The organism is Pseudomonas sp. PA-6-3C (genome assembly GCF_021605825.1).
Lineage (GTDB): Bacteria > Pseudomonadota > Gammaproteobacteria > Pseudomonadales > Pseudomonadaceae > Aquipseudomonas > Aquipseudomonas edaphica.
In genome coordinates, this window is record NZ_WKDV01000053.1 from 1 (window position 1) to 23,424 (window position 23,424).

Genomic DNA, 23,424 nt, shown 5'->3' on the forward strand with positions numbered 1-23,424 from the left:
GGCGATGCGGTGTATCTGTTAAAACCGAGTTGCCAGTAACAGGGGCCGCTTCGCGCCCCAACGCGGGGCAAGCCCGCTCGCCACAAAATCAGCAGGCGGTCAGGTGTAGATAAACCGGTTGACCACGCCTTCGAGCATCTCCTGACGGCCGCTCACAGCCTGCGGGTTCAGCTCATGGGCAAACGCGTGCTCGGCCAACGATGCCAGGCTGAACTCACCGGCCAGCACCGCCTGGCCCAAGGGCTGCTGCCACCCGGCATAACGCTGGTCCTTGAACTGCTGCAATCGGTCGTTTTGCACCATGGCCGCCGCACGCTCCAGAGACAGGGCCAGCACATCCATGGCGGCGACATGCCCGTGGAACAGGTCAACCTCATCCAGGCTCTGGCGGCGCACCTTGGAATCAAAATTGTAGCCGCCGTTCTTGAAGCCCCCGGCCTTGAGGATTTCATAGGTGGCCAGGGTCATCTCCTCGACACTGTTGGGGAACTGGTCGGTGTCCCAGCCGTTCTGCGGGTCGCCGCGGTTGGCGTCGATGCTGCCGAAAATCCCCAGGGACACGGCGGTCGCAATTTCATGGTGAAAACTGTGCCCGGCCAGGGTGGCGTGGTTGGCCTCGATATTCACTTTTATCTCGTGTTCCAGGCCGAACTCATGCAGGAAGCCGAACACCGTGGCGCTGTCGTAATCGTACTGGTGTTTGGTCGGCTCCTGGGGCTTGGGTTCGATCAGCAGGTCACCCTTAAAGCCGATCTTGTACTTGTGCTCCACCACCATGCGCATAAAACGCCCGAGTTGTTCGCGCTCGCGCTTGAGGTCGGTGTTGAGCAGGGTTTCATAGCCTTCGCGACCGCCCCACAGCACGTAGTTGGCACCTTTGAGGCGTTGGGTGGCGTTCATCGCGCTGAACACTTGAGCGGCCGCGTAGGCGAATACCTCCGGGTCCGGGTTGCTGGCGGCGCCAGCGGCAAAACGCGGGTTGCTGAAACAGTTGGCGGTGCCCCACAGCAACTGGATGCCGGTCTGTTCCTGGTGGCGCTCCAGGTGGTCGACCATCTGCGCGAAGTGGTTGCGGTATTCCTTGAGCGAGCTGCCTTCGGGTGCCACATCGGTGTCGTGAAAGCTGTAGTAATCAATGCCCAGCTTGGAGAAAAACTCGAACGCCGCTTCAGCCTTGCCGATGGCCACGTCCATCGGCTCGCCGCTGCGCTGCCACGGGCGCTTGAAGGTGCCCATGCCGAACATGTCCGCCCCCGGCCACACGAAGGTGTGCCAGTAGCAGGCGGCCATGCGCAGGTGTTCACGCATGGGCTTGCCGAGGATCAGTTTGTTGGCATTGTAATGGCGAAAGGCGAGAGGGGCGTCGCTGCTGGGGCCTTCGAAGCGAACCTTCTCGACACCTGGGAAGTACGGCATGGTGTTTTCCTTATTGTTCTTGGTGGTGCCCCGATACTAGCAACGGCATCGGGACTGCCGATTATGAAAATCACCAAGACGTAGTGCGATTTTGACCAGCCAGGGCTAGTCTGTAGCGACCGGCCCCAGGATAAAAACAATGAAAACCCTACCGCCCGTGCACCGCATTGCCCTGTTGTTCAACGGCAGCAAAATCTACGATCGCGGCATCATTACCGGCATCGGCAATTACCTGAGCAGCACGCGTGTGTCCTGGGACTTGTTCCTGGAGGAAGATTTTTTGTGCCGCTTAAGAGGCATCGAGCGCTGGCAGGGCGACGGCATCATTGCCGACTTCGATGACCCGCTGATCGGCGAGGCGCTGGCCGATATTCATTTGCCGGTGGTGGCAGTGGGCGGCTCCTATCAGGATGCACGCGCCTACCCCAAGGGCATTCCCTATGTGGCCACCGATAACCATGCACTGATCAAGTTGGCGTACGAACATTTGATTGAGGCGGGGCTGACCCGCTTTGCCTGCTTCAGCTTGCCCGAAGCCCAGGCCAACCGCTGGGCGCAGGAGCGCGAGAAAGCCTTTCGCCGCCTGATGCAACGCGATGGTTTGCAGGTTGAGGTTTACCGTGGGCTGGGCACCAGTGCGCCGCTGTGGGACAGCGCGGTGGAGCAGCAGATCGCCTGGCTGCAAGCCTTGCCCAAGCCCATCGGTATCATCGCCGTCACCGACGCCCGCGCCCGGCAATTGCTGCAAGCCTGCCTCACCGCCGGCATCGCCGTGCCGGAACAGGTCGCGTTGATCGGCATCGACAACGACCCGCTGACCCGCACCCTTACGCGCGTGCCGCTCAGCTCGGTCATCCAGGGTACCGAAACCATGGGCCGCACGGCCGCCGCGCTGCTGCACCAGATGTTGCACGGCAAACCCTGCGCGGGCACGCAGATTTTGGTGCCGCCGGATGCAATCAATGTGCAGGCCTCCAGCCTGCATCAACCTTTGGGCAATCCGTATGTGATGCAGGCGTTGCTGTTTATTCGCCAATACGCCTGCCAGGGCATCAAGACCGCGCAGGTGGCGGCGTATGTGGGGGTGTCGCGTTCATCCCTGGAGTCGCACTTTCGCAAGGTGCGTGGGTGCAGCGTGCATGACGAGATTCTGCGCTTCAAACTTGCGGCGGCGGCCAAGGGCCTGGAAAACCACGCCCTGGCGATCGCCGACATTGCCCAGGGTTGCGGCTTCAAATCGGCGCAGTACCTGCATACAGTGTTTCGGCGAGAGTTTGGCTGTACGCCGCGCGAGTACCAGCATGGCGCAAGTACACCGTAGAACAACTGTGAGATCGTTCCCACGTTCCACGTGGGAATGCATCCCGTGACGCTCCGCGTCACACAGGCGCAGGTGGCGGGACGCGGAGCGTCCCATGATGCATTCCCACGCGGAGCGTGGGAACGATCCTCATTTCATGCTTTTAGAATACGGCTTTGACCTGCAACCCCAGTACCAGCGCGTTATCGATGCTCTCACCGGAAAACGCCCCAGGCTCGATGATGTATTGCACATCCGGGCGCAGCGTCAGCCACGGCGTGGCCTGGTAGCCATAACTGAGTTCGATCAATTGCTCGGCATTGTTCAGGTTGGGGTAGTCCGTCCCCGCATTGAACGCCGCCAACTCCTGCACGTCACGGCTGCGTGGGTTGGGCACCGCACGGCCATAACCCAAGGCGATTGTGTCGCGTGGGCGGCCTTCAAACGGCTTGTACAGCACCACGCCCGCGCCATACCACTTGCTGAACGGCGAGGCGGCTTCGCTGGCGGCCGAGTATTGGCCGAAAGCGTGCAGCACACGGCCTGCGGATGTGCTGGAGGCCCAGACGGCCTGGTCGATCAGCAGGTAGTGACCGCCGCGACCGTTCACGTCTTTGTTGCTGCCGATGCGCTTCACATCGGAGCTGTCGTAGTAATAACCCAGCTTGTACTCACCCGGCAGCGTGCCCGCGTGTTTGTACACCAGCTCGATCGGCACCACCGTGCCGGTGGTGTGTTTGGGGTCCAGGCGCCAGGCGCGGCTGGAGTTGCCGTTGCTGTCGGGGTCGACATTGAATGCCGCCACACGCAGCTGCCAGTTTGGCGAAAAGTCGTATTTCACCCGCGCACCCAGGCGTGCATTCGGGTAGTTGGTCCAGCCGCTGCCGCCGGACATGTTCAGCGGGTGCCCGCAGAAACCGGCGTTCATGAAGTTGCACAGGATGCCGCTGTCGAGGCCGCCGAGGTCGTTGCCCATCGCCATGTAACCGAGCTTGATGTTCAGCGCGGGCGTGAACAGCGTGCGCTCGTAGCTCAGCTCGGTAAGGCGGGTGTAGAGGCCGCCATAGTTTTCCTGGATCGGCAGGCGGTTGCCTACCAGGTCTTCGGAGGCGCTGTTGCCGCGCCGGTCGTTGATGGTCAGCTGAATGCGGTCGCCGTTGGTGAAGCCGTAGAGCTTGCCGAGGTCGAACTGCACACCGAGCTTGATGTTTTGCGAGTAGCGCGCCGAGCGGTGTTGACCGCCGTCGGCGTTGTAGGCGGTCTCGCCGCTGTAGTCGCCGGTGAAGCGGATGCCTTGCTCGTCGAGTTCACGGCGCAGGCCGCCCCAGTCGCCGGTCAGGGTAGTGTCGTCGGCTTGAACGGGCAGGGCGGCAGCCAAAGCCAGGCCCAGCGCCAGGCGGCCGAAGGGCATAGGAGAAGTGAGGGTCATGCGGGGTCTTCCAAACGGCATGTATAGAAAGGCGCGCGCGGTGCAGGAGAGCACCGCGCGAACAGAGGGGCGTTACGGCAGGGCGTAGGCGATTACGTAGTCGCCACGGTCAGTGGACTGGCGAGCACCGCCGGCGGTGATGACGATGTACTGCTTGCCGGTTTTTGGCGACACATAGGTCATCGGGCCGCCCTGGCTGCCCACTGGCAGGCGGGCTTTCCAGACTTCATCACCGTTGCCGCTGTTGAAGGCGCGCAGGTAGAAGTCCTGGGTGCCGGCGATAAAAATCAGCCCGCCCTGGGTCGACAAGGTGCCGCCCAGCGTCGGCAGGCCGACCTTGATCGGCAGGTGCATGCGGATGCCCAGCGGGCCGGTGTCCTCAACAGTGCCCACCGGCACTTGCCAGGCGATCTGCTGAGTCTTCATGTCGATGGCCGTCAGTGTGCCGAACGGCGGTGCCTGGCACGGGATGCCAGCCACGGACAGGAAGCGGTTTTTGTTCACCGCATACGGCGTGCCCTTGAGCGGCACGGCGCCCATGCCGGTGTTCAGCGCTTCACCACCGGACGCGGCCTGGGCCTTGTTCTGCGATGGCACCATCTGGATCCACAGGCCCAGGCGCATGTCATTGACGAAGATAAAGCCGTGCACCGGGTCGGTGGAAATACTGCCCCAGTTCATGCCGCCCAGAGAGCCCGGGAAACTCAGCGATTTATCCGTGCCCGGCGCGGTGTACAGGCCTTCGTAGCGCATGCCCTTGAAGTCGATACGGCACAGCAATTGGTCGAACGGCGTGGCGCCCCACATGTCCGATTCGGTCAGCGTCTGCGCGCCGATCTGCGGCATGCCCACCGATTTAGGCTGGGTCAGCGAGTAAGGCTCGTTGGGAATGTTGGCGGCCTTGACCGGTACTTCCTTCACGTCGGTCAGCGGCTTGCCGGTGGCGCGGTCGAGCACATAGATCTGCCCGGCCTTGGTGCCGATCACCACCGCCGGCACGGCCTTGTCGCTGCCCGGTGGGGTGAAGTCGATCAGGCTCGGCTGCATCGGCAGGTCGAAGTCCCACAGGTCATTGTGGACGGTCTGGTACACCCACTTTTCTGCACCGGTAGAGGCGTCCAGCGCCAGCACCGAAGCGCCGTATTTGTGGTTCAGTTGGGTACGTTCAACGCCGTAGATGTCGGTGGACGAGCTGCCCATCGGCAGGAAGACTGTGTTCATCAGCGGGTCATAAGACATCGGTGCCCAGCTGTTCGGCGTGCTGCGTACATAAGTGCTGCCGGCTGCCGGGGCCTGCTTGTCTTCGGGGTTGCCCGGGTCGAAGGCCCAGCGCATCTGGCCGCTGATCACGTCGAAGCCGCGGATCACACCGCCGGGCATATCGGTTTGCACGTTATCTGCCACGCGGCCGCCGACCACTACGGTGGTGCCGGCGATCAAGGGCGCAGAGGAGAGCTGGTAGTAGCTGTCGGGCACATTGCCCAGGCCGGCTTTGAGGTCCACCTGGCCGTGGGTGCCGAAGTCTTCGCAGAACTTGCCGGTGTCGGCATCCACCGCGATCAGGCGCGCATCAATGGTGTTGGTCAGCAAGCGGCGTTGGCATTGCGCCCCGGCCGGTACGCTGGCAGCAATGATCGGCGAGCTGTTTGGCTGGGTTGGCTGGGCAATCGGCGCAGTGGCATCGAAATACGCCATGCCACGGCAACGCTGCCAGACCGCCGATTTGGCGTTGACTTCGTTCTTCCACAGCTCTTTGCCGGTGTCGGCATCCAGGGCGATCAGGTTGTTGTGCGGGGTGCAGATGAATACCTTGTTGCCGATCTGCAGGGGCGTCAGTTGGTCTTCGGCACCGTTGCCGTCGCTGATCGCCACGTCGCCGGTGTGGTAGGTCCACGCCACTTTGAGCTTATTGACCGTGTCGCGGTTGATCTGGTCCAGCGCCGCAAAACGGCTGCCGCCTTCGGTGTTGCCGTAATGCGCCCAGTCCTTCTGCGCATCGGCGGCGGCCACTGGCGTGACGCCAGGGCCTTTGCCGGTGGGCGCAACGCTTGGGTGTGCAACGAACATATTGCCCGCCGCCACCGCCACGCCGACTGCCAGCACGGCGGCAACGCCATAGGCGCCACGCGCCGGTCGGCCGGCCAGCAGCGGATACACCAGCGCCACCACCAGGCCGATCACGGCAAACATGAACAGCCGCGAGAACAGCGGCCAGTACACCAGGCCCACGTCCGCAATCGCCCACACGGCGGTGCCAACCAGGAACGCGGCGAACAGCCAGGCGCCCGCCGGCTTGCGCCGCGCGATCAACATGCCGGAAACGGCCATGGCCACGCCACCGACCAGGAAGTACCAGGAACCGCCCAGGCTGACCAGCTTGGCGCCGCCCACAGCCAGCGCTACGCCGAGCAGGGCGATAACCACGCCCAGGCCCAGCAGGAGAAATCTAGAGGCGCCAGCGGCGCGCGATGCTCTTTTCATGTCGACAGGACTCGAAGGTGAGAGGGCAAAGACGCGATTTTAGCAATATAAGTAACCAGTTAGTACATTGTGCTGCGTAATAGTCTTTTACAAATGTGTGTACAACAGCAAAACCCCGGTTCGCAGGGCGCCGATGCGAACACAGATGTCCCCAGCGACAAAAACCAACTGTGGGAGCTGGCTTGCCTGCGATGCAGACACCTCGGTACATCAGGTACACCCAGTTGATGTCATCGCAGGCAAGCCAGCTCCCACACCAGCCCCATTCCACATTGGCTTTAGTGTAGAGCGTCAGCGACAAAGCTCAATTTGGCTATTGCTCCACGTGCGCCAGAAACGCCCCCACACACGCCATGCACGCCTCACGTTCTTCGACATGCGGCATATGGCTCGACTGCTCAAAAATCTGCCAGCGCACGTCGCGGATGCCATCGGCAAACGGCTGTACCGTGGCGGGTGTGGCTTCATCAAAGCGCCCGGAGATCAACAACGTCGGCACCTGGATGCGTGGCAGTCGCTCGATGATGCTCCAGTTGCGCAGGCTGCCGATCACGTGGAATTCAGTGGGGCCGTTCATGGTGTGATAAACGGTCGGGTCGTCTTCGATGGCGGCATTGGTGCGCAGCACTTCGGCGGGCTCCGGCTGGACGCGGCAGACGTGGCGGGCGTAATACACATCCGAGGCTGCGCGGTACTCGGCGCTGTCAGTGGTGCCTGCCGCCTCATGGCGCAGCAGGGTGGCCTGCACTTCGGTGGGCAATGCCTGGCGCAGCTCATTCGCGGCGGCGCACCACAGGTCCATGGAGGCGGGCGAATTGGCGATGATCAATGCCTTTAAGCCGGCGGGTTGGCGTACCGCGTGTTCAGCCCCAAGCATGCCGCCCCAGGACTGGCCCAGCAGCGCGTAGTCGCTGATGTCCAAATGCTCGATCAGGTTGTCCAGTTCCGCCAGGAACAATGCCACGTTCCAGAAGTCAGCAGATGCGTCGCGCAGGTGAGTGGAGCGGCCATTGCCCAACTGGTCGTAGTGCACCACCGCGCGCCCTGTGTCGGCCAGGTCCTTGAAACTGTCGACGTAGTCATGGGTGCAGCCGGGGCCGCCGTGCGCGACGATCAAGGGCAAGCGCCCGGAACTCAAATCGCCAGTGACCCGGAACCATGTCCGGTAGCCACGGAAATCGGCATAACCTTCGCGAACCTGCATGCTGTGTGCCTCCTTGGATAGATGCGCTACAGGCTAGTCAAAACCGCGCGTCAGGGGCACTGGTAAAAATGATAGGTTCTTGAATTAAAAGCACCCTGGGCTTAAGCCAGCGCATCACGCTGCATCGACTGCAGGTTCTTCTCGATGGTTTCGCAGATGGTTTCCATCTGGATCTGATGTTCGCTGGAATGAAACGGGCTTTGCAGGTCGGTGCCGATGCGTTCGATTGCCAGCAGCATAAAGCCCACCACGGTCGAGGCCAGCGGGGTGAACCAGCCCAGGGACTCCACCAGGCCCACTGGTACGATCAGGCAGAACAGCGAGATAAACAGCCGCGGGAAATATACGTAAGGGTAGGGCAGCGGCGTATTGGCGATTCGCTCCATGCCGCCTTGGGCGTTGGACAGGTCCACCAGTGTCGACTCCAGCCGCGCCAGGCGAATACTGTCCAGGTGCCCGGCCTTGTATTCGCGGGCCAACAACGTCGCTGAACCGGTGAGGATGTCATTGGCAAAGTTGTTGGTGGCGCCATTGCGCGCAAACTCTTCGGCGGGGATAAACGCACGTACTTCATCCGGGCACGGGCGGCCCTTGAGGTGCGCCGCCAGGCAATTCACATAGGCCACATGGCGGCGCAACAGGGTGGCCTTGACCGGGTTTACCTCGCCCTCGGGGTCATCCAGCAGTGTCAGCACCTGGCGGGCGAAACTGCGCGAGTTATTCACCATCGCGCCCCACAACGTGCGTGCTTCCCACCAGCGGTTATAGGCGCTGCTGTTACGAAAGCTGATCAACACCACCAGCGCCGACCCCAGCAGGGTCAGCGGCATCAGCGGCAAGTTGATCTTGGTGGTGAGGAACAACATGAAATCGACCGTGACGGCCACATCCCACAACAACAGCCAGAACAAGGCCCAACCCACATAGCCCATGGTTTTGATAATCAGGCGGTACTTTTTGATGATGGCGGCTTTCAAGCGAGGACCTCACGGCGAGCAATGGGCAATAAATACCCTAGCTCGGACGCCCGGGGGCGGTGAAAGGTTCGCGGTCATATTTCTGGCGCCATTTATTGGCTCTGCTTCACACGCAATCTTTGCACTGCTATTTCAAGCAAGTTCACCGCTTGCGCGTTAGCAAATAGCCCAGGAAGTGCAGTTGGAACAACTTTGGTAATGATGCTGTGCCACGCGGCAATCACTGTACATTGACCCCAAAGGCAAAGCGCCATCAGGGGCCGTTTTACGACGTGATTTGTTTTGGGACCTGACTACGTGAACTTTGTAGTCTAGATCAGTGGGATGAAGTTGGTTGATCAGGGTTCTTTCATGCGTGTCAGTTCGTTAAAGTTGGATATCGGTAATACTGCACAAGCACTTGAACGTCATGAGGACTTTGAATCTTGTATTCGGGCACATTATCAGGTGCTTCTTGGCCCTTACTCGAAACGCCCGTTTTTCTACAAAAGTGCAATGAAATACAGCCGTTTGATGGTCTCATTTGCACTGTTCAGCGAGTACTTTTCCAAACCGACAGCCTTGCTTTGCGAGGTGAAAGCCTTTTGTGTGGCGCGGGGGTATTGCTCAAGAAACAGCCTGGAGTCGATCTTCCTGCTGTTTCGGGCGCTGGGGTTCATGGTGGTCGACGCACACCCGGAGGACAGCCGGTTCAGGGTGTATGCGCCCTCGGATGAAGCCTGCCGGGAAGTGCGGCTGATGCTGACGTCCATTACCGACTCACTGGCGCTGATGTGCCCTGAGAAGGAGCGTTTTCGCACAATGCGCGAGATGGACGACCGCAGTTTTCTAGCCCTTTATTTCAAAGGCTTCGCTCAGATCCTGGCCGACGAAATGACCGTTGATGTGTTGCTGCCCGACTGTTTTTGGCTGGTGAAGAAAGATGCAGGCCATTTGTTGATGCTGGCGATATATAACGATGCCTTTTCACCGGAAAACGAGCGCATGACCTTCAAATCGTCATCTTATCTTGCGCTCGCCCAGCAGCTGTCGGTATCAAAAACCCATATTATTAGAATGGTCCGGGAGGGTGTCGAGAAGGGCTATTTCAAAGTGCATGCGAAAAAACAGCTGGAAGTGCTGCCGGCTTTTGTTTGCCTGGTAAGACGGTTTATGGCGTTTTCATTTGCGGTTGGCCTGCACGCGGTTGAAAGAGGGGAAAGGGATGCCTGCTAATTTGAAGTTAAGGCCACGGATGCGCCGGTTACTGTCGCCAGCGGTCACCCAGGCCGAGTTAATCGGGATTATTGCCTGGCTCGGGGTGTTGTTGATTCATCCGGACATGCAGCTGGATATATATTTGTCAGCGATCACCCTGTGCCTGTTGGCGGTGTGTCGACTGCACCACATGACCATCCACTTTTACCTGTGGCGCACGCTCGGGGTTGTGTATGTCGTGCTGCTGTCCGTGGGGTTTGCCTATGTCATCAGCGCGCATGGGGAGTTGCGCCTGTTTGGCTTGCCGCTGGCGGTTATCCTGGTGATCAGCAGCGCCATCCTGTTTATCAGTGTGCAGGATTACCTGGTCTGCGCCACGTTGGTCTGGTTGATTTTATGGCCGTGCATCCAGGCGGACATTTACGGCGATGCCCAGGTCTATCTGTATATTTTTTGCGTTGCGTCGGTGGCCATCGGTTTTATCCTGAGTTTTTCCTATTTGAAGAACCTGCGCTCGGTGTTGCTGGTAGAAAGTGAGTTTCGCGAGCTGGCAGAGACGGATTACCTGACCTCCATTCTCAACCGGCGCGCCTTCATGCAGGGCTTTGACGCGTTGATCGCCAGCGGCCACAGCGGCTATTTCATGATGTTGGATATCGACAGTTTCAAACTCAAAAATGACCGGTATGGCCACGATGTGGGCGACAGCATTCTTTGCGCCATGGCCACCTGCCTGAAAACCGCCAAAGGCAGCCACAGTTTCGGCAGGATCGGCGGCGAAGAATTCGGCGTGCTGCTGTTGGGCGACGACCCGGCTGTCGCCTGCGAGTTCGCACGGGATTTGTTGCAGGCTATCCGGCACAGTGTGGCGGCGCCGCACAATTACACGTGCAGCGCGGGAATGGCGCGGTTTTCGGCGGGGGACGAGATGTCGGCAGTGCTTAAGGACGCTGACCGCAACCTGTATGGCGCCAAGCAAAATGGCAAGGACCGGGCCTATCTGGAGGGCAGGCCGATTAATCCGCAGGGGTGTGCAGTCGCCCAATGAGTGCTCAGCGCGGCTGGATCAACGCTGGCCCATGGTTGCGTGTGTTGCCCACGGCACTGTCGACCTTGAACCATTCGAACACGTCTGCCGGGTCGCCCTGCAACAGCACCATCTGCTCGGCGCGACTTCGGGAGGTGGCCGGGTCCAGCCACTCACGGGCCAGTTCCGGAGTGAACACCACGGGCCTGCGGTCATGGATGTCGAGCATGCCACCGGCGCTGTCGGCGGTGATGATCACGAAGCCATCGTGCGCGTGCGCGCCCTCATCGGCGTCGGGCAGTTGGCCTATGGCGGCACAGAATACCGGCGCACCGTCGCGGCGACGAATCAGGTAGGGCTGTTTTTTCGCGTCGCCTTCATCCACCCATTCAAACCAGTTGTCCACTGGGGCAATTGCGCGATGCGGCCAGATCGCGCGAAAGAACGCGCCGTGCGCGACCTTCTCGACACGCGCGTTGATCGCCAGCAGGCGTTCTTTGCTCCAGTGCGGGCGCCAGCCCCAGCGCACCGGGTCAGCGTGCAAAAGATCATTGTCCAGGTGCAGCAACGCCACGGGGGTGGTTGGCGCCACGTTGTAGCGCTCAAGCGGCTGGTCGCCCACGCTATTGGCCAGTGCATTGGGCATGCTCAGCGCCGCCACAAAGTCATGAATACCGCGGTACTGCGAAAGTCGTCCGCACATGGCCGGTTCCTCGAACTGACTCCCTGAGCGTAGACGATCAATTTACAGCGGCGTGAGCACGTTCATCACCGTGTCCAGCGCCACCCGCGTGTCATCCAGTTGCACCAGCGAGGCGTGCCGGGCGCCGAGGGCGTCACGGTTCTGGATGGCGGTGAGGATCGCTTTGTGGCGGGGCAGGCTCAGGCCCTGGATGTCAGGACGGCGGTTGGTGATGTTGATCGACTCGCGCAGCGGCAACGACAGCATGTTGCACATGTAGGCGAGCAAGTCGTTGCGGGTCGCGTCGGCGATGGCGCGGTGGAAGTCCAGGTCGGCCTGCAGCAGGTCATCGTGGGTCTTGGCGGTTTCCATGCCCCGGTAGGCGGTTTCGATGGTGGCGATGTCTTCGGCGGTGGCCGTGGTCGCGGCCATGGCGGCGATTTCCGGTTCGAGGATGCGCCGCACGCCGGCCAGGGTGTTGAAGAATTCGCTGTGGGGCGTGGACTGCATCAGCCAGGACAGCACGTCCGGGTCAAGCAAATGCCATTTCACCCGTGGGCGCACCACCGCGCCCACCCGTGGTTTGGAGTACACCAGGCCCTTGGCGCTGAGCACGCGGGTCGCCTCACGCAACACCGAGCGGCTGACCTGGTATTCCTCGCACAGCGTGGCTTCCATGGGCAGGCGTTCTTCGGGCTTGAAGCGACCGGAAACGATGTGCATGCCCAAGTCCTGAACGATCTGGGCATGCTGGCTCTTGCGCGGCTTGGGCGGCTGGTGATCCATAACGACGGGGAGGCTCTGGCTTAGGTTCGCGGCATCATAGCATCCCAATTAGTGGGAATGCCGGGGGACTTCAGCGCCACGGCAGCCCACCAGGAAGTCGAAGTCGCAGCCTTGATCGGCCTGCAGCACGTGATCGATATACAGCTGGCGGTAGCCGCCGACGATCAGGTTTTGCGCTGGCGCAAGGTCAGCCATGCGCGCCGCCAGTTCGGCGTCGGGGATATCCAGGTGCAACCGGCCGTTGGCGCAGTCGAGCTCGATCCAGTCACCTTCCTGCACCGTGGCCAGCGGCCCACCGGCGGCAGCTTCCGGTGCCACGTGCAGCACCACCGTGCCGTAGGCGGTGCCGCTCATGCGTGCATCGGAAATGCGCACCATGTCAGTCACGCCCTGGGCCAGCAGCTTGGCGGGCAGGCCCATGTTGCCGACTTCGGCCATGCCGGGGTAACCCTTGGGGCCACAGTTTTTCATGACCAGAATCGAGTTGGCATCCACGTCCAGCGCCGGGTCATTGATGCGTGCCTTGTACATGTCGAAGTTCTCGAACACCACCGCGCGGCCACGGTGCTGCATCAACTCGGGGCTGGCGGCGGAAGGCTTGAGCACGGCGCCCAGCGGCGCCAGGTTGCCGCGCAATACGCAAATACCGCCATCGGCGCGGATCGGGTTATCGAGGGTGCGGATCACCTCATCCTGGCCGTAGATCGGCGAGTCCTGGGTGTTCTCGCCCAACGACTTGCCATTGACCGTCAAGGCATTCGGATGCGGGATCAGGTTGGCTTCGCCCAGGCGACGCAGCACGGCCGGCAGGCCGCCGGCGTAGTAGAACTCTTCCATCAGGAAACGGCCTGACGGCTGCAGGTCGACGATGGTCGGCACGCCACGGCCCATGCGGGTCCAATCGTCGAGGTCGAGCTCGACACCGATACGCCCGGCGATGGCTTTGAGGTGGATCACCGCGTTGGTCGAACCGCCGATGGCCGCATTCACCCGGATCGCGTTTTCAAACGCCTCCTTGGTAAGGATTTTCGACAGTTTCAAATCCTCACGCACCATCTCGACCGCGCGCATGCCAGACATATGCGCCAGCACATAGCGCCGCGCGTCCACCGCCGGAATCGCCGCGTTGTGGGGCAGGGAAGTGCCGAGTGCTTCGGCCATGCAGGCCATGGTCGACGCGGTGCCCATGGTGTTGCAGGTACCCGCCGAGCGCGACATGCCGCCTTCGGCCGCAAGGAAATCGTCAAGGGTGATGGTGCCGGCCTTGACCTGCTCGCTCAGTTGCCACACCACCGTACCCGAGCCGATGTCCTGGCCCTTGTGCTTGCCGTTGAGCATCGGCCCGCCGGTGACCACGATGGCCGGCACGTCACAACTGGCCGCGCCCATCAGCAGCGCCGGGGTGGTTTTGTCGCAGCCGGTCAGCAGCACCACGCCGTCGATGGGGTTGCCGCGAATGGCTTCCTCTACATCCATGCTCGCCAGGTTGCGGGTGAGCATGGCGGTGGGGCGCAGGTTGGATTCGCCATTGGAGAACACCGGGAATTCCACCGGGAAACCACCGGCCTCGATCACACCGCGTTTGACGTGCTCGGCGATCTGGCGGAAATGCGCGTTGCACGGGGTCAGTTCCGACCAGGTGTTGCAAATGCCAATGATCGGTTTGCCATGGAACTGATGGTCGGCAATGCCCTGGTTCTTCATCCAGCTGCGGTACATGAAACCGTTCTTGTCGGCGGTGCCAAACCACTGGGCGGAGCGGAGGGCGGGCTTTTTATCAGGCATGATCGACTCTCTTATTGTATGACTATATGTTCTATATGTGCTTAAACATAAGCGCAAAAACGCAGATTTGGAAGTATTGTTTTGCAAATAGTCATACTATATAGTCCGGCTTAATTGAGGTTTGACCCTGGCGGATTTTCGCGAGAGGCAGCCCCCGAGCTTCTATAAAAACAACAATCGGAGATCGACCCCATGAGCCAGGAATTGCGGCTTGTTCGGCGTATCACGCTGAAACTGATTCCCTTCCTGATCCTGCTGTACCTGATCGCCTACGTGGACCGCTCGGCGGTGGGGTTTGCCAAACTGCACATGGGCGCCGACGTCGGCATCGGCGATGCCGCCTATGGTCTGGGGGCGGGGTTGTTTTTTATTGGCTACTTCCTGTTTGAAATCCCCAGCAACCTGATGCTCGACCGCTTCGGCGCGCGGCGCTGGTTTGCACGGATCATGCTCACCTGGGGCGCCATCACCATCGGCATGGCCTTTGTGCAGGGGCCGCACAGTTTTTATGTGATGCGCTTTCTGCTTGGCGCGGCCGAAGCCGGGTTCTTTCCGGGCGTGCTGTACTACATCACCCAGTGGTTCCCGGTGCGCCATCGCGGCAAGATCCTGGGGCTGTTTATCCTCTCCCAGCCGATTGCCATGATGATCACCGGGCCCGTGTCCGGCGGCCTGCTGGGCATGGACGGCATCCTTGGTCTGCACGGCTGGCAATGGCTGTTTATCGTGATCGGCACGCCGGCGTTGTTGCTGACTTGGCCGGTGTTGCGCTTTCTGCCGGACGGCCCCAAGCAGGTCAACTGGATGAGCGAAGACGAAAAAGCCTGGCTGACCGCTGAGTTGGCCAAGGACCTGCAAGCCTACGGCCAGACCCGCCACGGCAACCCGCTGCATGCCCTCAAGGACAAGCGCGTGTTGTTGCTGGCGCTGTTCTATCTGCCGGTGACCTTGAGCATCTATGGCTTGGGCCTGTGGTTGCCGACCCTGATCAAACAGTTCGGCGGCACTGACTTGGTGACCGGCTTTATCTCGGCGGTACCCTACATTTTCGGCATCATCGGGCTGCTGATCATCCCGCGCAGTTCCGACCGTTTGAACGATCGTTATGGCCACCTTGCCGTGCTCTATGTGCTCGGCGCCATCGGCTTGTTTTGCAGTGCCTGGCTGAGCGTGCCGGTGCTGCAAATGGCGGCGCTGTGCCTGGCGGCATTCGCCTTGTTTTCCTGCACGGCGGTGTTCTGGACCTTGCCGGGGCGGTTCTTTGCCGGCGCCAGTGCGGCGGCGGGCATTGCCTTGATTAACTCGGTGGGCAACCTGGGCGGCTATATCGGCCCGTTCGTGATCGGCGCGCTCAAGGAATACACCGGCAACCTGGCTTCGGGCCTGTATTTTTTGGCTGGCGTCATGGTGTTCGGGCTGGTGTTGACCGCTGTGGTGTACCGCGTGCTGGAGCGCAAGCATGTGCTGCCCGCCGACCAGTTTGCCGCCAGCGCCCGAGGCGCCACACGTACTTAATCCTGGAGAAGTTTGATGCGTTTAGTTCAGTTCGAATTGCGTAACGGTGAGCGTCGTGTCGGCGTGGTGCAAGGCAACACACTGCGCGAAGTGCACACCGCGCGCAGCGTGCGTGAGTTGGCGCTGGCCGCCATCGATGCCGGTGTGGGCCTGGCGCAACAGGTCGACAGCCTCGGGCTGGGCGACAGTTACGACTACGCCGCGCTGTTGGCAGACCTCAAAGTCCTGCCGCCGCTCGACCATCCCGACCCCGCGCACATGCTGATCAGCGGCACTGGACTGACGCACCTGGGCAGCGCCTCGGCCCGCGATAAAATGCATCAGGCCGGTGACGACAGTGCCTTGACCGACACCATGCGTATCTTCAAATGGGGCGTGGAAGGCGGCAAACCGCCGGCCGGCCAGGCCGGCGTGCAACCGGAATGGTTCTATAAGGGCGATGGCAATATTGTCGTGCGCCCAGGCCAGGCATTCCCGGTGCCACCCTTTGCTGAAGACGCCGGTGAAGAGCCGGAAATCGGCGGGTTGTACGTGATCGGCCGTGACAGCAAACCCTACCGCCTGGGGTTTGCGGTGGGCAACGAGTTCTCCGACCACGTCATGGAGCGCAAGAATTACCTGTACCTGGCCCATTCCAAGTTGCGCAGTTGCAGCTATGGTCCGGAGTTGCGTGTGGGTGAGTTGCCCGAGCATCTGGCCGGCACCAGCCGCATCCGCCGAGACGGTCAAGTGATATGGGAAAGCGAATTTCTCAGTGGCGAGGCGAACATGTGCCACAGCCTGGAAAACCTCGAGTACCACCATTTCAAATACAGCCAGTTCCTGACCCCGGGCGACGTGCATATTCATTTCTTCGGCACCGCCACCTTGTCATTCGCCGACGGTATACGTACCCAGCCGGGGGATGTGTTCGAGATCAGCCAGGCCGAGTTCGGCGCGCCGCTGGTCAATCGGGTCGGCAGCGCCGAGGCGGCGTTCGCACCTGGCACTGTCATCAGCCTTTAAGGAGATCAGCATGAATCCGTTTCTCGGCCACAACTACATCGGCGGCCAGCGCAGCGCCCAGGGCAGCATCACCCTGAAAAGCGTCGACGCCAGCACCGGCGAGGCCTTGCCTCAGGATTTCTATCAGGCCACGCCCGCCGAGGTGGATGCCGCCGCCAAGGCCGCCGCTGCCGCCTATCCCGCGTACCGGGCATTAAGTGCATCGCGGCGGGCGCAGTTCCTGGAGACGGTGGCTGATGAGCTGGACGCGCTGGGGGATGATTTTATCGAGTTGGTGTGCCGCGAAACGGCATTACCTGCTGCGCGCATCAAAGGCGAGCGCGGGCGCACCAGCGGCCAGATGCGCCTGTTCGCTACGGTATTGCGTCGTGGTGATTTTTACGGCGCGCGTATCGACAGAGCCTTGCCCGACCGCCAACCCCTGCCGCGCCCGGACCTGCGCCAATACCGCATCGGCCTCGGCCCGGTGGCGGTGTTTGGTGCGAGCAACTTTCCCCTGGCATTTTCCACCGCCGGCGGCGACACCGCTGCCGCGCTGGCGGCCGGCTGCCCGGTGGTGTTCAAGGCGCACAGTGGGCATATGGCGACGGCTGAGCGGGTGGCCGATGCAATCATTCGGGCGGCCGAGGCCACCGAGATGCCGGCGGGGGTGTTCAACATGATCTTCGGTGGCGGCGTCGGTGAGGCGCTGGTCAAGCACCCGTCGATCCAGGCCGTGGGTTTTACCGGCTCGCTCAAGGGCGGCCGTGCCTTGTGTGATATGGCGGCGGCACGCCCGCAGCCGATCCCGGTATTTGCCGAGATGTCGAGCATCAACCCGGTGATTGTGCTGCCCCAGGCCTTGCACGCCAGGGCCGCGACCATCGCCCGCGACCTCACTGCCTCGGTGGTGCAAGGCTGTGGCCAGTTCTGCACCAACCCTGGCCTGGTGATCGGTATTGCCTCGCCACAGTTCACCGCGTTTACCCAACAGGTGGCGCAACTGATCGGTGAACAGCCGGCGCAAACCATGCTCAATGCCGGCACCCTGGGCAGTTATGGCAAAGGCTTGGAAAAGCTCTTGGCGCACCCTGGCATCCAACACCTGGCGGGCAGCGCTCAAGTGGGCAGTCAGGCGCAGCCGCAGCTGTTCAAGGCCGACGTGCGCTTGCTGATCGACGGTGATGAGGTGTTGCAGGAAGAGGTGTTCGGCCCTGCCACGGTGTTTGTCGAGGTCGCCGATCAGGCCCAGCTCAGCGACGCCTTGCACGGCCTGCACGGCCAGCTCACCGCGACGCTTATTGCTGAACCGGCCGACCTGCAGCACTTCACTGAACTGACGCCGCTGCTGGAGCAGAAAGTCGGGCGCATCCTGCTCAACGGCTACCCGACCGGCGTGGAAGTGTGTGATTCGATGGTTCACGGCGGGCCGTACCCGGCCACATCCGATGCCCGTGGCACCTCGGTCGGCACCCTGGCCATCGACCGTTTCCTGCGCCCGGTGTGCTTGCAGAATTACCCTGATAGCCTGCTGCCCGACGCGTTGAAAAACGCCAACCCGTTGCGTATCCAGCGGCTGGTGGATGGCACGCCATCGCGCGACCCGCTGTAACACCAGGAGGTTTTATGTCGTGTACCGCAGTCACTGCGCACCGTGCGCAGCTGGGCGAAGGCCCGTTCTGGGACGTGCCGACCCAGGCGCTGTATTGGGTGAATATCGCCGGCAAGCAGGCGCTGCGCCTGATGGGCGGGCAGTTGCAGATCTGGCAGTTGCCCGAGCACGTCTCGGCCTTCATCCCCTGTGAAAGCGGGGATGCACTGGTGACGCTGAGCAGCGGCGTGTACCGGCTGAACCTGGAAACCGAAGCCCTCACGCTGCTGTGCGTGGCCGACCCGCAACCGGGTAACCGTGGCAATGAAGCGCGCTGCGATGCCCAGGGCCGCCTGTGGTTGGGCACCATGCAGAACAACATTGGCGAGCAGGGTGAAGACCTGCCGATTACGCGGCGTTCCGGCGGCCTGTTTCGGATCGATGCCAACGCGCATGTCACGCCGCTGCTGCAAGGGCTGGGCATTCCCAACACCTTGGTGTGGAGCGATGACGGCGCGCACGTGCATTTTGGCGACAGCCTGGACGGCATTTTGTACCGGCATGCGGTCAAGCCAGAGGGTCAGCTCGAGCCTGCCCGGGTCTGGTTCGGCCCGCATGAGCGTGGTGGCCCGGATGGCTCGGCGATGGACGCGGATGGCTATATCTGGAATGCCCGTTGGGATGGCAGTTGCTTGCTGCGCCTGACGCCGGCGGGTGAGGTCGATCGCATTGTCGAGTTGCCCGTGAGCCGGCCCACCAGTTGCGTGTTCGGTGGCCCCAGCCTCACCACCCTCTACATCACCAGCGCCGCCAGCCCACTCGATCACCCGCTGGATGGCGCAGTGCTGGCCATCGAGGTCGATGTGCCGGGCACCCCCTGTCACCGCTTTGCCGGATAAACCCAAGACCTGAAAACAATAACAAGGAGTCACCCGTATGAATCGTCGTCGAGGTATGCGTTCCCTGTGCTGCGCCGCTGTGGCGGTGTCGGCCCTGAGCTTGGGCGGTCTGTTGCAGGCCGCTGAAGCCGTGAAGATTGGTTTTTTGGTCAAGCAGGCTGAAGAGCCGTGGTTCCAGACCGAATGGGCGTTTGCCGAAAAAGCCGGCAAGGAGCATGGCTTTACCGTGATCAAGATCGCCGTGCCCGATGGCGAGAAAACCCTCTCGGCCATCGACAGCCTGGCGGCCAACGGCGCCAAGGGCTTTGTGATCTGCCCGCCGGACGTATCACTCGGCCCGGCTATCGTCGCCAAGGCCAAGGCCAACGGCCTGAAAGTGATTGCGGTGGATGACCGTTTTGTCGACGCCAAAGGCAACTTCATGGAGGACGTGCCGTACCTGGGCATGGCCGCGTTTGAAGTGGGCCAGAAGCAGGGCGCGGCGATGGCGGCGGAGGCGAAAAAACGCGGTTGGGATTGGAAGGACACCTATGCGGTGATCAATACCTTTAACGAACTGGACACGGGTAAAAAGCGCACTGACGGTTCGGTTAAATCCCTGGAAGATGCCGGTTTTCCTAAAGACCACATTCTGTTCACCGCGGCCAAGACGCTCGATGTACCGGGCAGTATGGACGCCACCAACTCGGCACTGGTCAAGCTGCCCAGCGGTGCCAAGAACCTGATTATCGGTGGTATGAACGACAACACGGTGCTCGGTGGCGTGCGCGCAACCGAAACGGCTGGTTTTGCTGCGGCCAATGTGATTGGTATCGGCATCAATGGTACGGATGCCATTGGCGAACTGAAAAAGGCTGACAGTGGATTTTTCGGTTCGATGCTGCCTAGCCCGCATATCGAGGGCTACAACACGGCGCTGATGATGTATGAGTGGGTCACCAAGGGGACGGAGCCGCCCAAGTACACGGCCATGGACGAGGTGACGCTGATTACACGGGAGAACTTCAAGCAAGAGCTGACGAAGATTGGGTTGTGGCAGTGAGGTAGGCTTGGCGGGGGGGGATCGGACGGAGTACATATCCGTTGCTGCGGTAACGGCTACCTATGGTTCCGCCCTTACGGCGGGTCACTTTTGGCAAACGCCCCAAAAGTAACCAAAAGGTCTTCGCCCCACCACTCGGTGCCTCGCTTAGGCTCGGCATGCCCGCACTCCGGCTTGAATCCGTGGGCCGCCGCGATGGGCCATCCTTGGCCCAGCGCGGCTAACCCGGCGTCCTGCCGGGTTACCCACGGATTCAAGCCTGCGTTCGGCCATCGTGGTTAACGGGGCGCCTCAGATCAAGATCAAGATCTACAGCACGGCGGCCTGAAAGCCGACCTGAGTGGTTAGATCAAAAGCGAAAAGCGGATTTGCATACACCTGGGATCTGCTTTTCTGTGGGAGCTGGCTTGCCTGCGATGCAGACACCTTGGTGTATCAGGTGCACCGAGTTGATGCCATCGCAGGCAAGCCAGCTCCCACCTTAGACCGAGTATGGCTCTGCTGCTGCTGCTGCTGCTGCTGCTGTTGCTCCGGCCCTTACATCCTTTTCGATGACGAAGTCAGCGGTCTTTTGATCTGCGCTTTTGATCTTGATCTGAAATCGCCCCGTTAAACACGATGGCCGGAATCTGACAGTGATTTGGGGGGTAAACCGGCAGGGATGCCGGTTTAGCCGCGCTGGGCCAAGGATGGCCCATCGCGGCGGCCCCCCAAATCACTGGCGGATTGCGGGCATGCCGAGCCACAGCGAGGCACCGAGTGTTGGGGCGAGGGCTTTTTGCTTACTTTTTGCTGGGCCGGCATTCCGGTCCTTCAAAAAGTGACCCGCTGTAAGAGCGGAACCATAGGCAGCCGTTACCGCAGCAACGGATATGTACACCACCAAAAGACAACCCACAGCCTGATCTAGAGAGCCGTGGCGACGCCCTCATCACCCGCATACATCCACCGCAACAACGAATGCCGCCCGCTGATCCCCAGCTTGATCGCCGCCCGCTTGAGGTAACTTTCAATAGTGTTGACCTTCAACGCCAACTGCTCCGCCAACTCCGGTGCAGTCCGCCCGGCCAGCAAACCCACACACACATCCAGTTCTCGATTGGACAAGGTTAACCCCGATTGCACCAGACGTTCTTCAATGCGCCGACGCAAGGTTTCAAGCCCTTGATTTTCCGCGACCACAGGCGATCCGCCCTGGCGACAGGGCTGGATCGCAGTGATGTGTTTCTCGACCATGGGCAGAAGCAGCGTCGAAAAATCCTCCAGCATGCTGCGTTCCTGTGGCGAAAAACTTTCCGACTGATGCGAGCGATACACCGACAACACATAACGCACATCGTCCTTGCGGCGTGTGAGGTGCAATTGGGCAGCGGGTTGTTCTTCGCCCAGCGCCGTCACCGAGTCGGTGTAGACCGGGCTGATCCGGCGTCGGGTGTGCCCTTCGGCACTGACCTGCAGTTGGGTGATATGGGTAGCGTCCACTGCCAGCTGGGTCAGGATCAAGTCATGCAGCATGCGCGGGAAATGGCGGCTGCCGGTGCTGGCGATGACCTTGCCTATATGAGGAAACAGGTGTGAGTTCATCAGTTCGTCCATGAATGTTGAGTGCAGGTATTCATCCTTATAGCGACGGGGTTTAACAAGGTAACCAATGTGAATAACCTACAGTGATAATGCACCCGCCGAGCACCTATGCTAGTACAGCCAGGGAAATGCATGGGGATCCAATCGGCAAAAAAAACAGATTAAAAACGCATAACGGCGGTCGGACCAGTCCGACCACCGTCTGTAGGAAAGGATTACCTCAACCGTAGGCCCTATTTCACGGCGTGTTCTTCCACCACGGCGCGGCCCGGTGCCGCACGGGTGCATTTGACCAGGGCCTGGTGGATATCGGCCAACAGGTCGGCGATGTCCTCAAGCCCGACCGACAAGCGCACCAGGCCTTCGCTGATACCGTGTTGTGCGCGTTCTTCGGGGGTGTAGGTGGAGTGGGTCATGCTCGCCGGGTGCTGGGCGAGCGACTCGGCGTCACCCAGGCTGACGGCGCGGGTGAACAGGTTGAGGGCATTCATGAAGCGCCGGCCGGTGTCGATGCCGCCCTTGAGTTCAAACGCGATCATGCCGCCGGACTGCTTCATCTGCCGCGCCGCCAATGCGTATTGCGGGAAAGAGCGCAGGCCCGGGTAAGTGACCCACTGCACGGCAGGGTGGGCCTGCAAGGCTTCGGCCACCGCCTGGGCGTTGCTGCAATGGCGGTCCATGCGCAGGGCCAGGGTCTTGAGGCCGCGCATCAGCAAGGATGCGTCCTGCGGCGACATCACCGCGCCGGTCAGGTCCTTGAGGCCTTGCAGGCGAATACGTTGTGCCAGCGCCTGGTTGCTCACGGCGATACCGGCGGTGATATCGCCATGGCCGCTGAGGTACTTGGTGGCCGAGTGCACCACCACATCGGCCCCCAGTTCCAGTGGCCTTTGCAGGTAGGGGGTGCAGTAGGTGTTGTCGACCACCACGGTGACATTTGGCTGTTGGTGCGCCAGCTCGGCCACGGCGGCGATGTCCACCAGGCGCAGGTTGGGGTTGGCCGGGGTTTCGCAATAGACCATGCGGGTGGCAGGGGACAATGCCGCGCGCAGGGCGGCCAGGTCGGTGAGGTCGACGTGTCGCACCCGGATGCCGAACTCAGCAAGGCCATGGTGCAGCAGGGCAAAGGTGCAGCCATACAGGGTCTGGCTGACGATCACTTCATCGCCCGGGCGCAGCAGGGTCCAGAACGTTGCGGCAATCGCACCCATGCCGGAGCTGAAGGCCACGGCAGCTTCGCCGTTTTCCAGGGTTGCCATGCGTGATTCCAACAGTGCCAGGGTCGGGTTGGAAATGCGTGTGTAGAAGTGGCCGCTGGCTTCCCCGGCAAAACAGGCAGCGCCATATTCGGCGGTGGGGAACGCGAAGGTGGCAGATAAATAGATCGGCGGTACGAGGGCGCCGTGATGGTCCTTGGGGTCGTAACCATGGTGGATGGCGCGGGTAGAAAAGCCGAATGTATTGTGTTTGTTGTTCATGTCGGACGCTCCTTATTTCCTACAATGCTATGCTCATAACCAGAGTT

The 23,424-nt window shown here is 61.2% G+C and carries 18 protein-coding genes; 8 read left to right on the forward strand and 10 right to left on the reverse strand.

The window, feature by feature from the left end; genetic code table 11:
• Positions 1 to 99: 99 nt before the first annotated feature.
• Entirely contained in the window at positions 100 to 1,416 is a 1,317-nt protein-coding gene (gene xylA / locus GIW48_RS26250; protein ID WP_186617599.1) for a xylose isomerase, read from the reverse strand.
• A gap of 139 nt (positions 1,417 to 1,555) precedes the next feature.
• On the opposite strand from xylA, the gene GIW48_RS26255 reads away from it, so the two are divergent.
• Positions 1,556 to 2,737, forward strand: a complete 1,182-nt coding sequence (locus tag GIW48_RS26255; protein ID WP_170040167.1) for a XylR family transcriptional regulator — start codon at positions 1,556 to 1,558, stop codon at positions 2,735 to 2,737.
• A 142-nt stretch (positions 2,738 to 2,879) separates the two neighbouring features.
• Here the strand turns inward: GIW48_RS26255 and GIW48_RS26260 are convergent, their stop codons facing one another.
• The 4 genes from GIW48_RS26260 to GIW48_RS26275 form a co-directional block, all read right to left on the reverse strand.
• Positions 2,880 to 4,145: a carbohydrate porin gene (locus GIW48_RS26260; protein WP_169988323.1), complete on the reverse strand. Its 1,266-nt coding sequence runs from the start codon at positions 4,143 to 4,145 to the stop codon at positions 2,880 to 2,882.
• A 72-nt stretch (positions 4,146 to 4,217) separates the two neighbouring features.
• On the reverse strand, positions 4,218 to 6,626 hold the full coding sequence (locus GIW48_RS26265; RefSeq protein ID WP_236462288.1) for a glucose/quinate/shikimate family membrane-bound PQQ-dependent dehydrogenase: 2,409 nt from the start codon (positions 6,624 to 6,626) through the stop codon (positions 4,218 to 4,220).
• Between the two features lie 313 nt (positions 6,627 to 6,939).
• The gene (locus tag GIW48_RS26270; RefSeq protein ID WP_236462285.1) at positions 6,940 to 7,830 is read right to left on the reverse strand and encodes a proline iminopeptidase-family hydrolase; all 891 of its coding nucleotides are present in this window, start codon (positions 7,828 to 7,830) and stop codon (positions 6,940 to 6,942) included.
• A 101-nt stretch (positions 7,831 to 7,931) separates the two neighbouring features.
• Positions 7,932 to 8,807, reverse strand: a complete 876-nt coding sequence (locus GIW48_RS26275; RefSeq protein WP_017136525.1) for a bestrophin family protein — start codon at positions 8,805 to 8,807, stop codon at positions 7,932 to 7,934.
• Positions 8,808 to 9,131: 324 nt separating this feature from the next.
• Between GIW48_RS26275 and GIW48_RS26280 the strand changes: the two genes are divergently transcribed.
• Positions 9,132 to 10,022, forward strand: a complete 891-nt coding sequence (locus tag GIW48_RS26280; RefSeq protein ID WP_017136524.1) for a hypothetical protein — start codon at positions 9,132 to 9,134, stop codon at positions 10,020 to 10,022.
• On the forward strand, positions 10,012 to 11,052 hold the full coding sequence (locus GIW48_RS26285) for a GGDEF domain-containing protein (RefSeq protein ID WP_170040161.1): 1,041 nt from the start codon (positions 10,012 to 10,014) through the stop codon (positions 11,050 to 11,052). The genes GIW48_RS26280 and GIW48_RS26285 overlap by 11 nt, the downstream gene beginning before the upstream one ends.
• Positions 11,053 to 11,056: 4 nt before the next feature.
• On the opposite strand, the gene GIW48_RS26290 is transcribed toward GIW48_RS26285, so the two are convergent.
• From GIW48_RS26290 to GIW48_RS26300, 3 genes are read right to left on the reverse strand one after another with little or no spacing between them, the layout of a single operon-like run.
• On the reverse strand, positions 11,057 to 11,734 hold the full coding sequence (locus GIW48_RS26290) for an SOS response-associated peptidase family protein (protein WP_138450596.1): 678 nt from the start codon (positions 11,732 to 11,734) through the stop codon (positions 11,057 to 11,059).
• Between the two features lie 42 nt (positions 11,735 to 11,776).
• Positions 11,777 to 12,499, reverse strand: a complete 723-nt coding sequence (locus GIW48_RS26295) for a FadR/GntR family transcriptional regulator (RefSeq protein ID WP_017136521.1) — start codon at positions 12,497 to 12,499, stop codon at positions 11,777 to 11,779.
• Between the two features lie 48 nt (positions 12,500 to 12,547).
• The gene (locus tag GIW48_RS26300; protein ID WP_017136520.1) at positions 12,548 to 14,284 is read right to left on the reverse strand and encodes an IlvD/Edd family dehydratase; all 1,737 of its coding nucleotides are present in this window, start codon (positions 14,282 to 14,284) and stop codon (positions 12,548 to 12,550) included.
• 192 nt (positions 14,285 to 14,476) lie between these two features.
• Here GIW48_RS26300 and GIW48_RS26305 point away from each other — a divergent pair, with 192 nt between their 5' ends.
• Genes GIW48_RS26305 through GIW48_RS26325 form a run of 5 tightly spaced genes read left to right on the forward strand, consistent with a single transcriptional unit; the run spans position 14,477 to position 20,315 of the window.
• Positions 14,477 to 15,799, forward strand: a complete 1,323-nt coding sequence (locus GIW48_RS26305; RefSeq protein WP_170040159.1) for an MFS transporter — start codon at positions 14,477 to 14,479, stop codon at positions 15,797 to 15,799.
• Positions 15,800 to 15,814: 15 nt separating this feature from the next.
• On the forward strand, positions 15,815 to 16,804 hold the full coding sequence (gene araD1 / locus GIW48_RS26310; protein ID WP_099547905.1) for an AraD1 family protein: 990 nt from the start codon (positions 15,815 to 15,817) through the stop codon (positions 16,802 to 16,804).
• Positions 16,805 to 16,814: 10 nt separating this feature from the next.
• The gene (locus GIW48_RS26315; RefSeq protein WP_099547904.1) at positions 16,815 to 18,395 is read left to right on the forward strand and encodes an aldehyde dehydrogenase (NADP(+)); all 1,581 of its coding nucleotides are present in this window, start codon (positions 16,815 to 16,817) and stop codon (positions 18,393 to 18,395) included.
• Between the two features lie 14 nt (positions 18,396 to 18,409).
• Positions 18,410 to 19,273 (forward strand): SMP-30/gluconolactonase/LRE family protein, encoded by an 864-nt coding sequence (locus tag GIW48_RS26320; protein ID WP_177034475.1) that lies wholly within the window; start codon positions 18,410 to 18,412, stop codon positions 19,271 to 19,273.
• A 37-nt stretch (positions 19,274 to 19,310) separates the two neighbouring features.
• Positions 19,311 to 20,315 (forward strand): substrate-binding domain-containing protein, encoded by a 1,005-nt coding sequence (locus GIW48_RS26325; RefSeq protein ID WP_017136516.1) that lies wholly within the window; start codon positions 19,311 to 19,313, stop codon positions 20,313 to 20,315.
• Positions 20,316 to 21,221: 906 nt separating this feature from the next.
• On the opposite strand, the gene GIW48_RS26330 is transcribed toward GIW48_RS26325, so the two are convergent.
• Together GIW48_RS26330 and GIW48_RS26335 are read right to left on the reverse strand one after the other, a co-directional pair.
• Positions 21,222 to 21,899 carry a helix-turn-helix transcriptional regulator gene (locus GIW48_RS26330; RefSeq protein WP_026013668.1) on the reverse strand — a complete coding sequence of 226 codons (678 nt, stop codon included), beginning with the start codon at positions 21,897 to 21,899 and terminating at the stop codon, positions 21,222 to 21,224.
• A gap of 233 nt (positions 21,900 to 22,132) precedes the next feature.
• The gene (locus tag GIW48_RS26335) at positions 22,133 to 23,377 is read right to left on the reverse strand and encodes a methionine gamma-lyase (RefSeq protein WP_236462947.1); all 1,245 of its coding nucleotides are present in this window, start codon (positions 23,375 to 23,377) and stop codon (positions 22,133 to 22,135) included.
• Between the last annotated feature and the right edge of the window lie 47 nt (positions 23,378 to 23,424).

Bases quoted from the DNA above. Each gene is read 5' to 3' on its own strand.
- GIW48_RS26290 (WP_138450596.1), bottom strand. From the start codon at position 11,734: ATGTGCGGACGACTTTCGCAGTACCGCGGTATTCATGACTTTGTGGCG.
- araD1 (WP_099547905.1), top strand. From the start codon at position 15,815: ATGCGTTTAGTTCAGTTCGAATTGCGTAACGGTGAGCGTCGTGTCGGC.
- GIW48_RS26335 (WP_236462947.1), bottom strand. From the start codon at position 23,377: ATGAACAACAAACACAATACATTCGGCTTTTCTACCCGCGCCATCCAC.
- GIW48_RS26300 (WP_017136520.1), bottom strand. From the start codon at position 14,284: ATGCCTGATAAAAAGCCCGCCCTCCGCTCCGCCCAGTGGTTTGGCACC.
- GIW48_RS26320 (WP_177034475.1), top strand. From the start codon at position 18,410: ATGTCGTGTACCGCAGTCACTGCGCACCGTGCGCAGCTGGGCGAAGGC.
- GIW48_RS26330 (WP_026013668.1), bottom strand. From the start codon at position 21,899: ATGAACTCACACCTGTTTCCTCATATAGGCAAGGTCATCGCCAGCACC.
- GIW48_RS26285 (WP_170040161.1), top strand. From the start codon at position 10,012: ATGCCTGCTAATTTGAAGTTAAGGCCACGGATGCGCCGGTTACTGTCG.
- GIW48_RS26270 (WP_236462285.1), bottom strand. From the start codon at position 7,830: ATGCAGGTTCGCGAAGGTTATGCCGATTTCCGTGGCTACCGGACATGG.
- GIW48_RS26265 (WP_236462288.1), bottom strand. From the start codon at position 6,626: ATGAAAAGAGCATCGCGCGCCGCTGGCGCCTCTAGATTTCTCCTGCTG.
- xylA (WP_186617599.1), bottom strand. From the start codon at position 1,416: ATGCCGTACTTCCCAGGTGTCGAGAAGGTTCGCTTCGAAGGCCCCAGC.
- GIW48_RS26280 (WP_017136524.1), top strand. From the start codon at position 9,132: ATGAAGTTGGTTGATCAGGGTTCTTTCATGCGTGTCAGTTCGTTAAAG.
- GIW48_RS26305 (WP_170040159.1), top strand. From the start codon at position 14,477: ATGAGCCAGGAATTGCGGCTTGTTCGGCGTATCACGCTGAAACTGATT.
- GIW48_RS26260 (WP_169988323.1), bottom strand. From the start codon at position 4,145: ATGACCCTCACTTCTCCTATGCCCTTCGGCCGCCTGGCGCTGGGCCTG.
- GIW48_RS26315 (WP_099547904.1), top strand. From the start codon at position 16,815: ATGAATCCGTTTCTCGGCCACAACTACATCGGCGGCCAGCGCAGCGCC.
- GIW48_RS26255 (WP_170040167.1), top strand. From the start codon at position 1,556: ATGAAAACCCTACCGCCCGTGCACCGCATTGCCCTGTTGTTCAACGGC.
- GIW48_RS26295 (WP_017136521.1), bottom strand. From the start codon at position 12,499: ATGGATCACCAGCCGCCCAAGCCGCGCAAGAGCCAGCATGCCCAGATC.
- GIW48_RS26325 (WP_017136516.1), top strand. From the start codon at position 19,311: ATGAATCGTCGTCGAGGTATGCGTTCCCTGTGCTGCGCCGCTGTGGCG.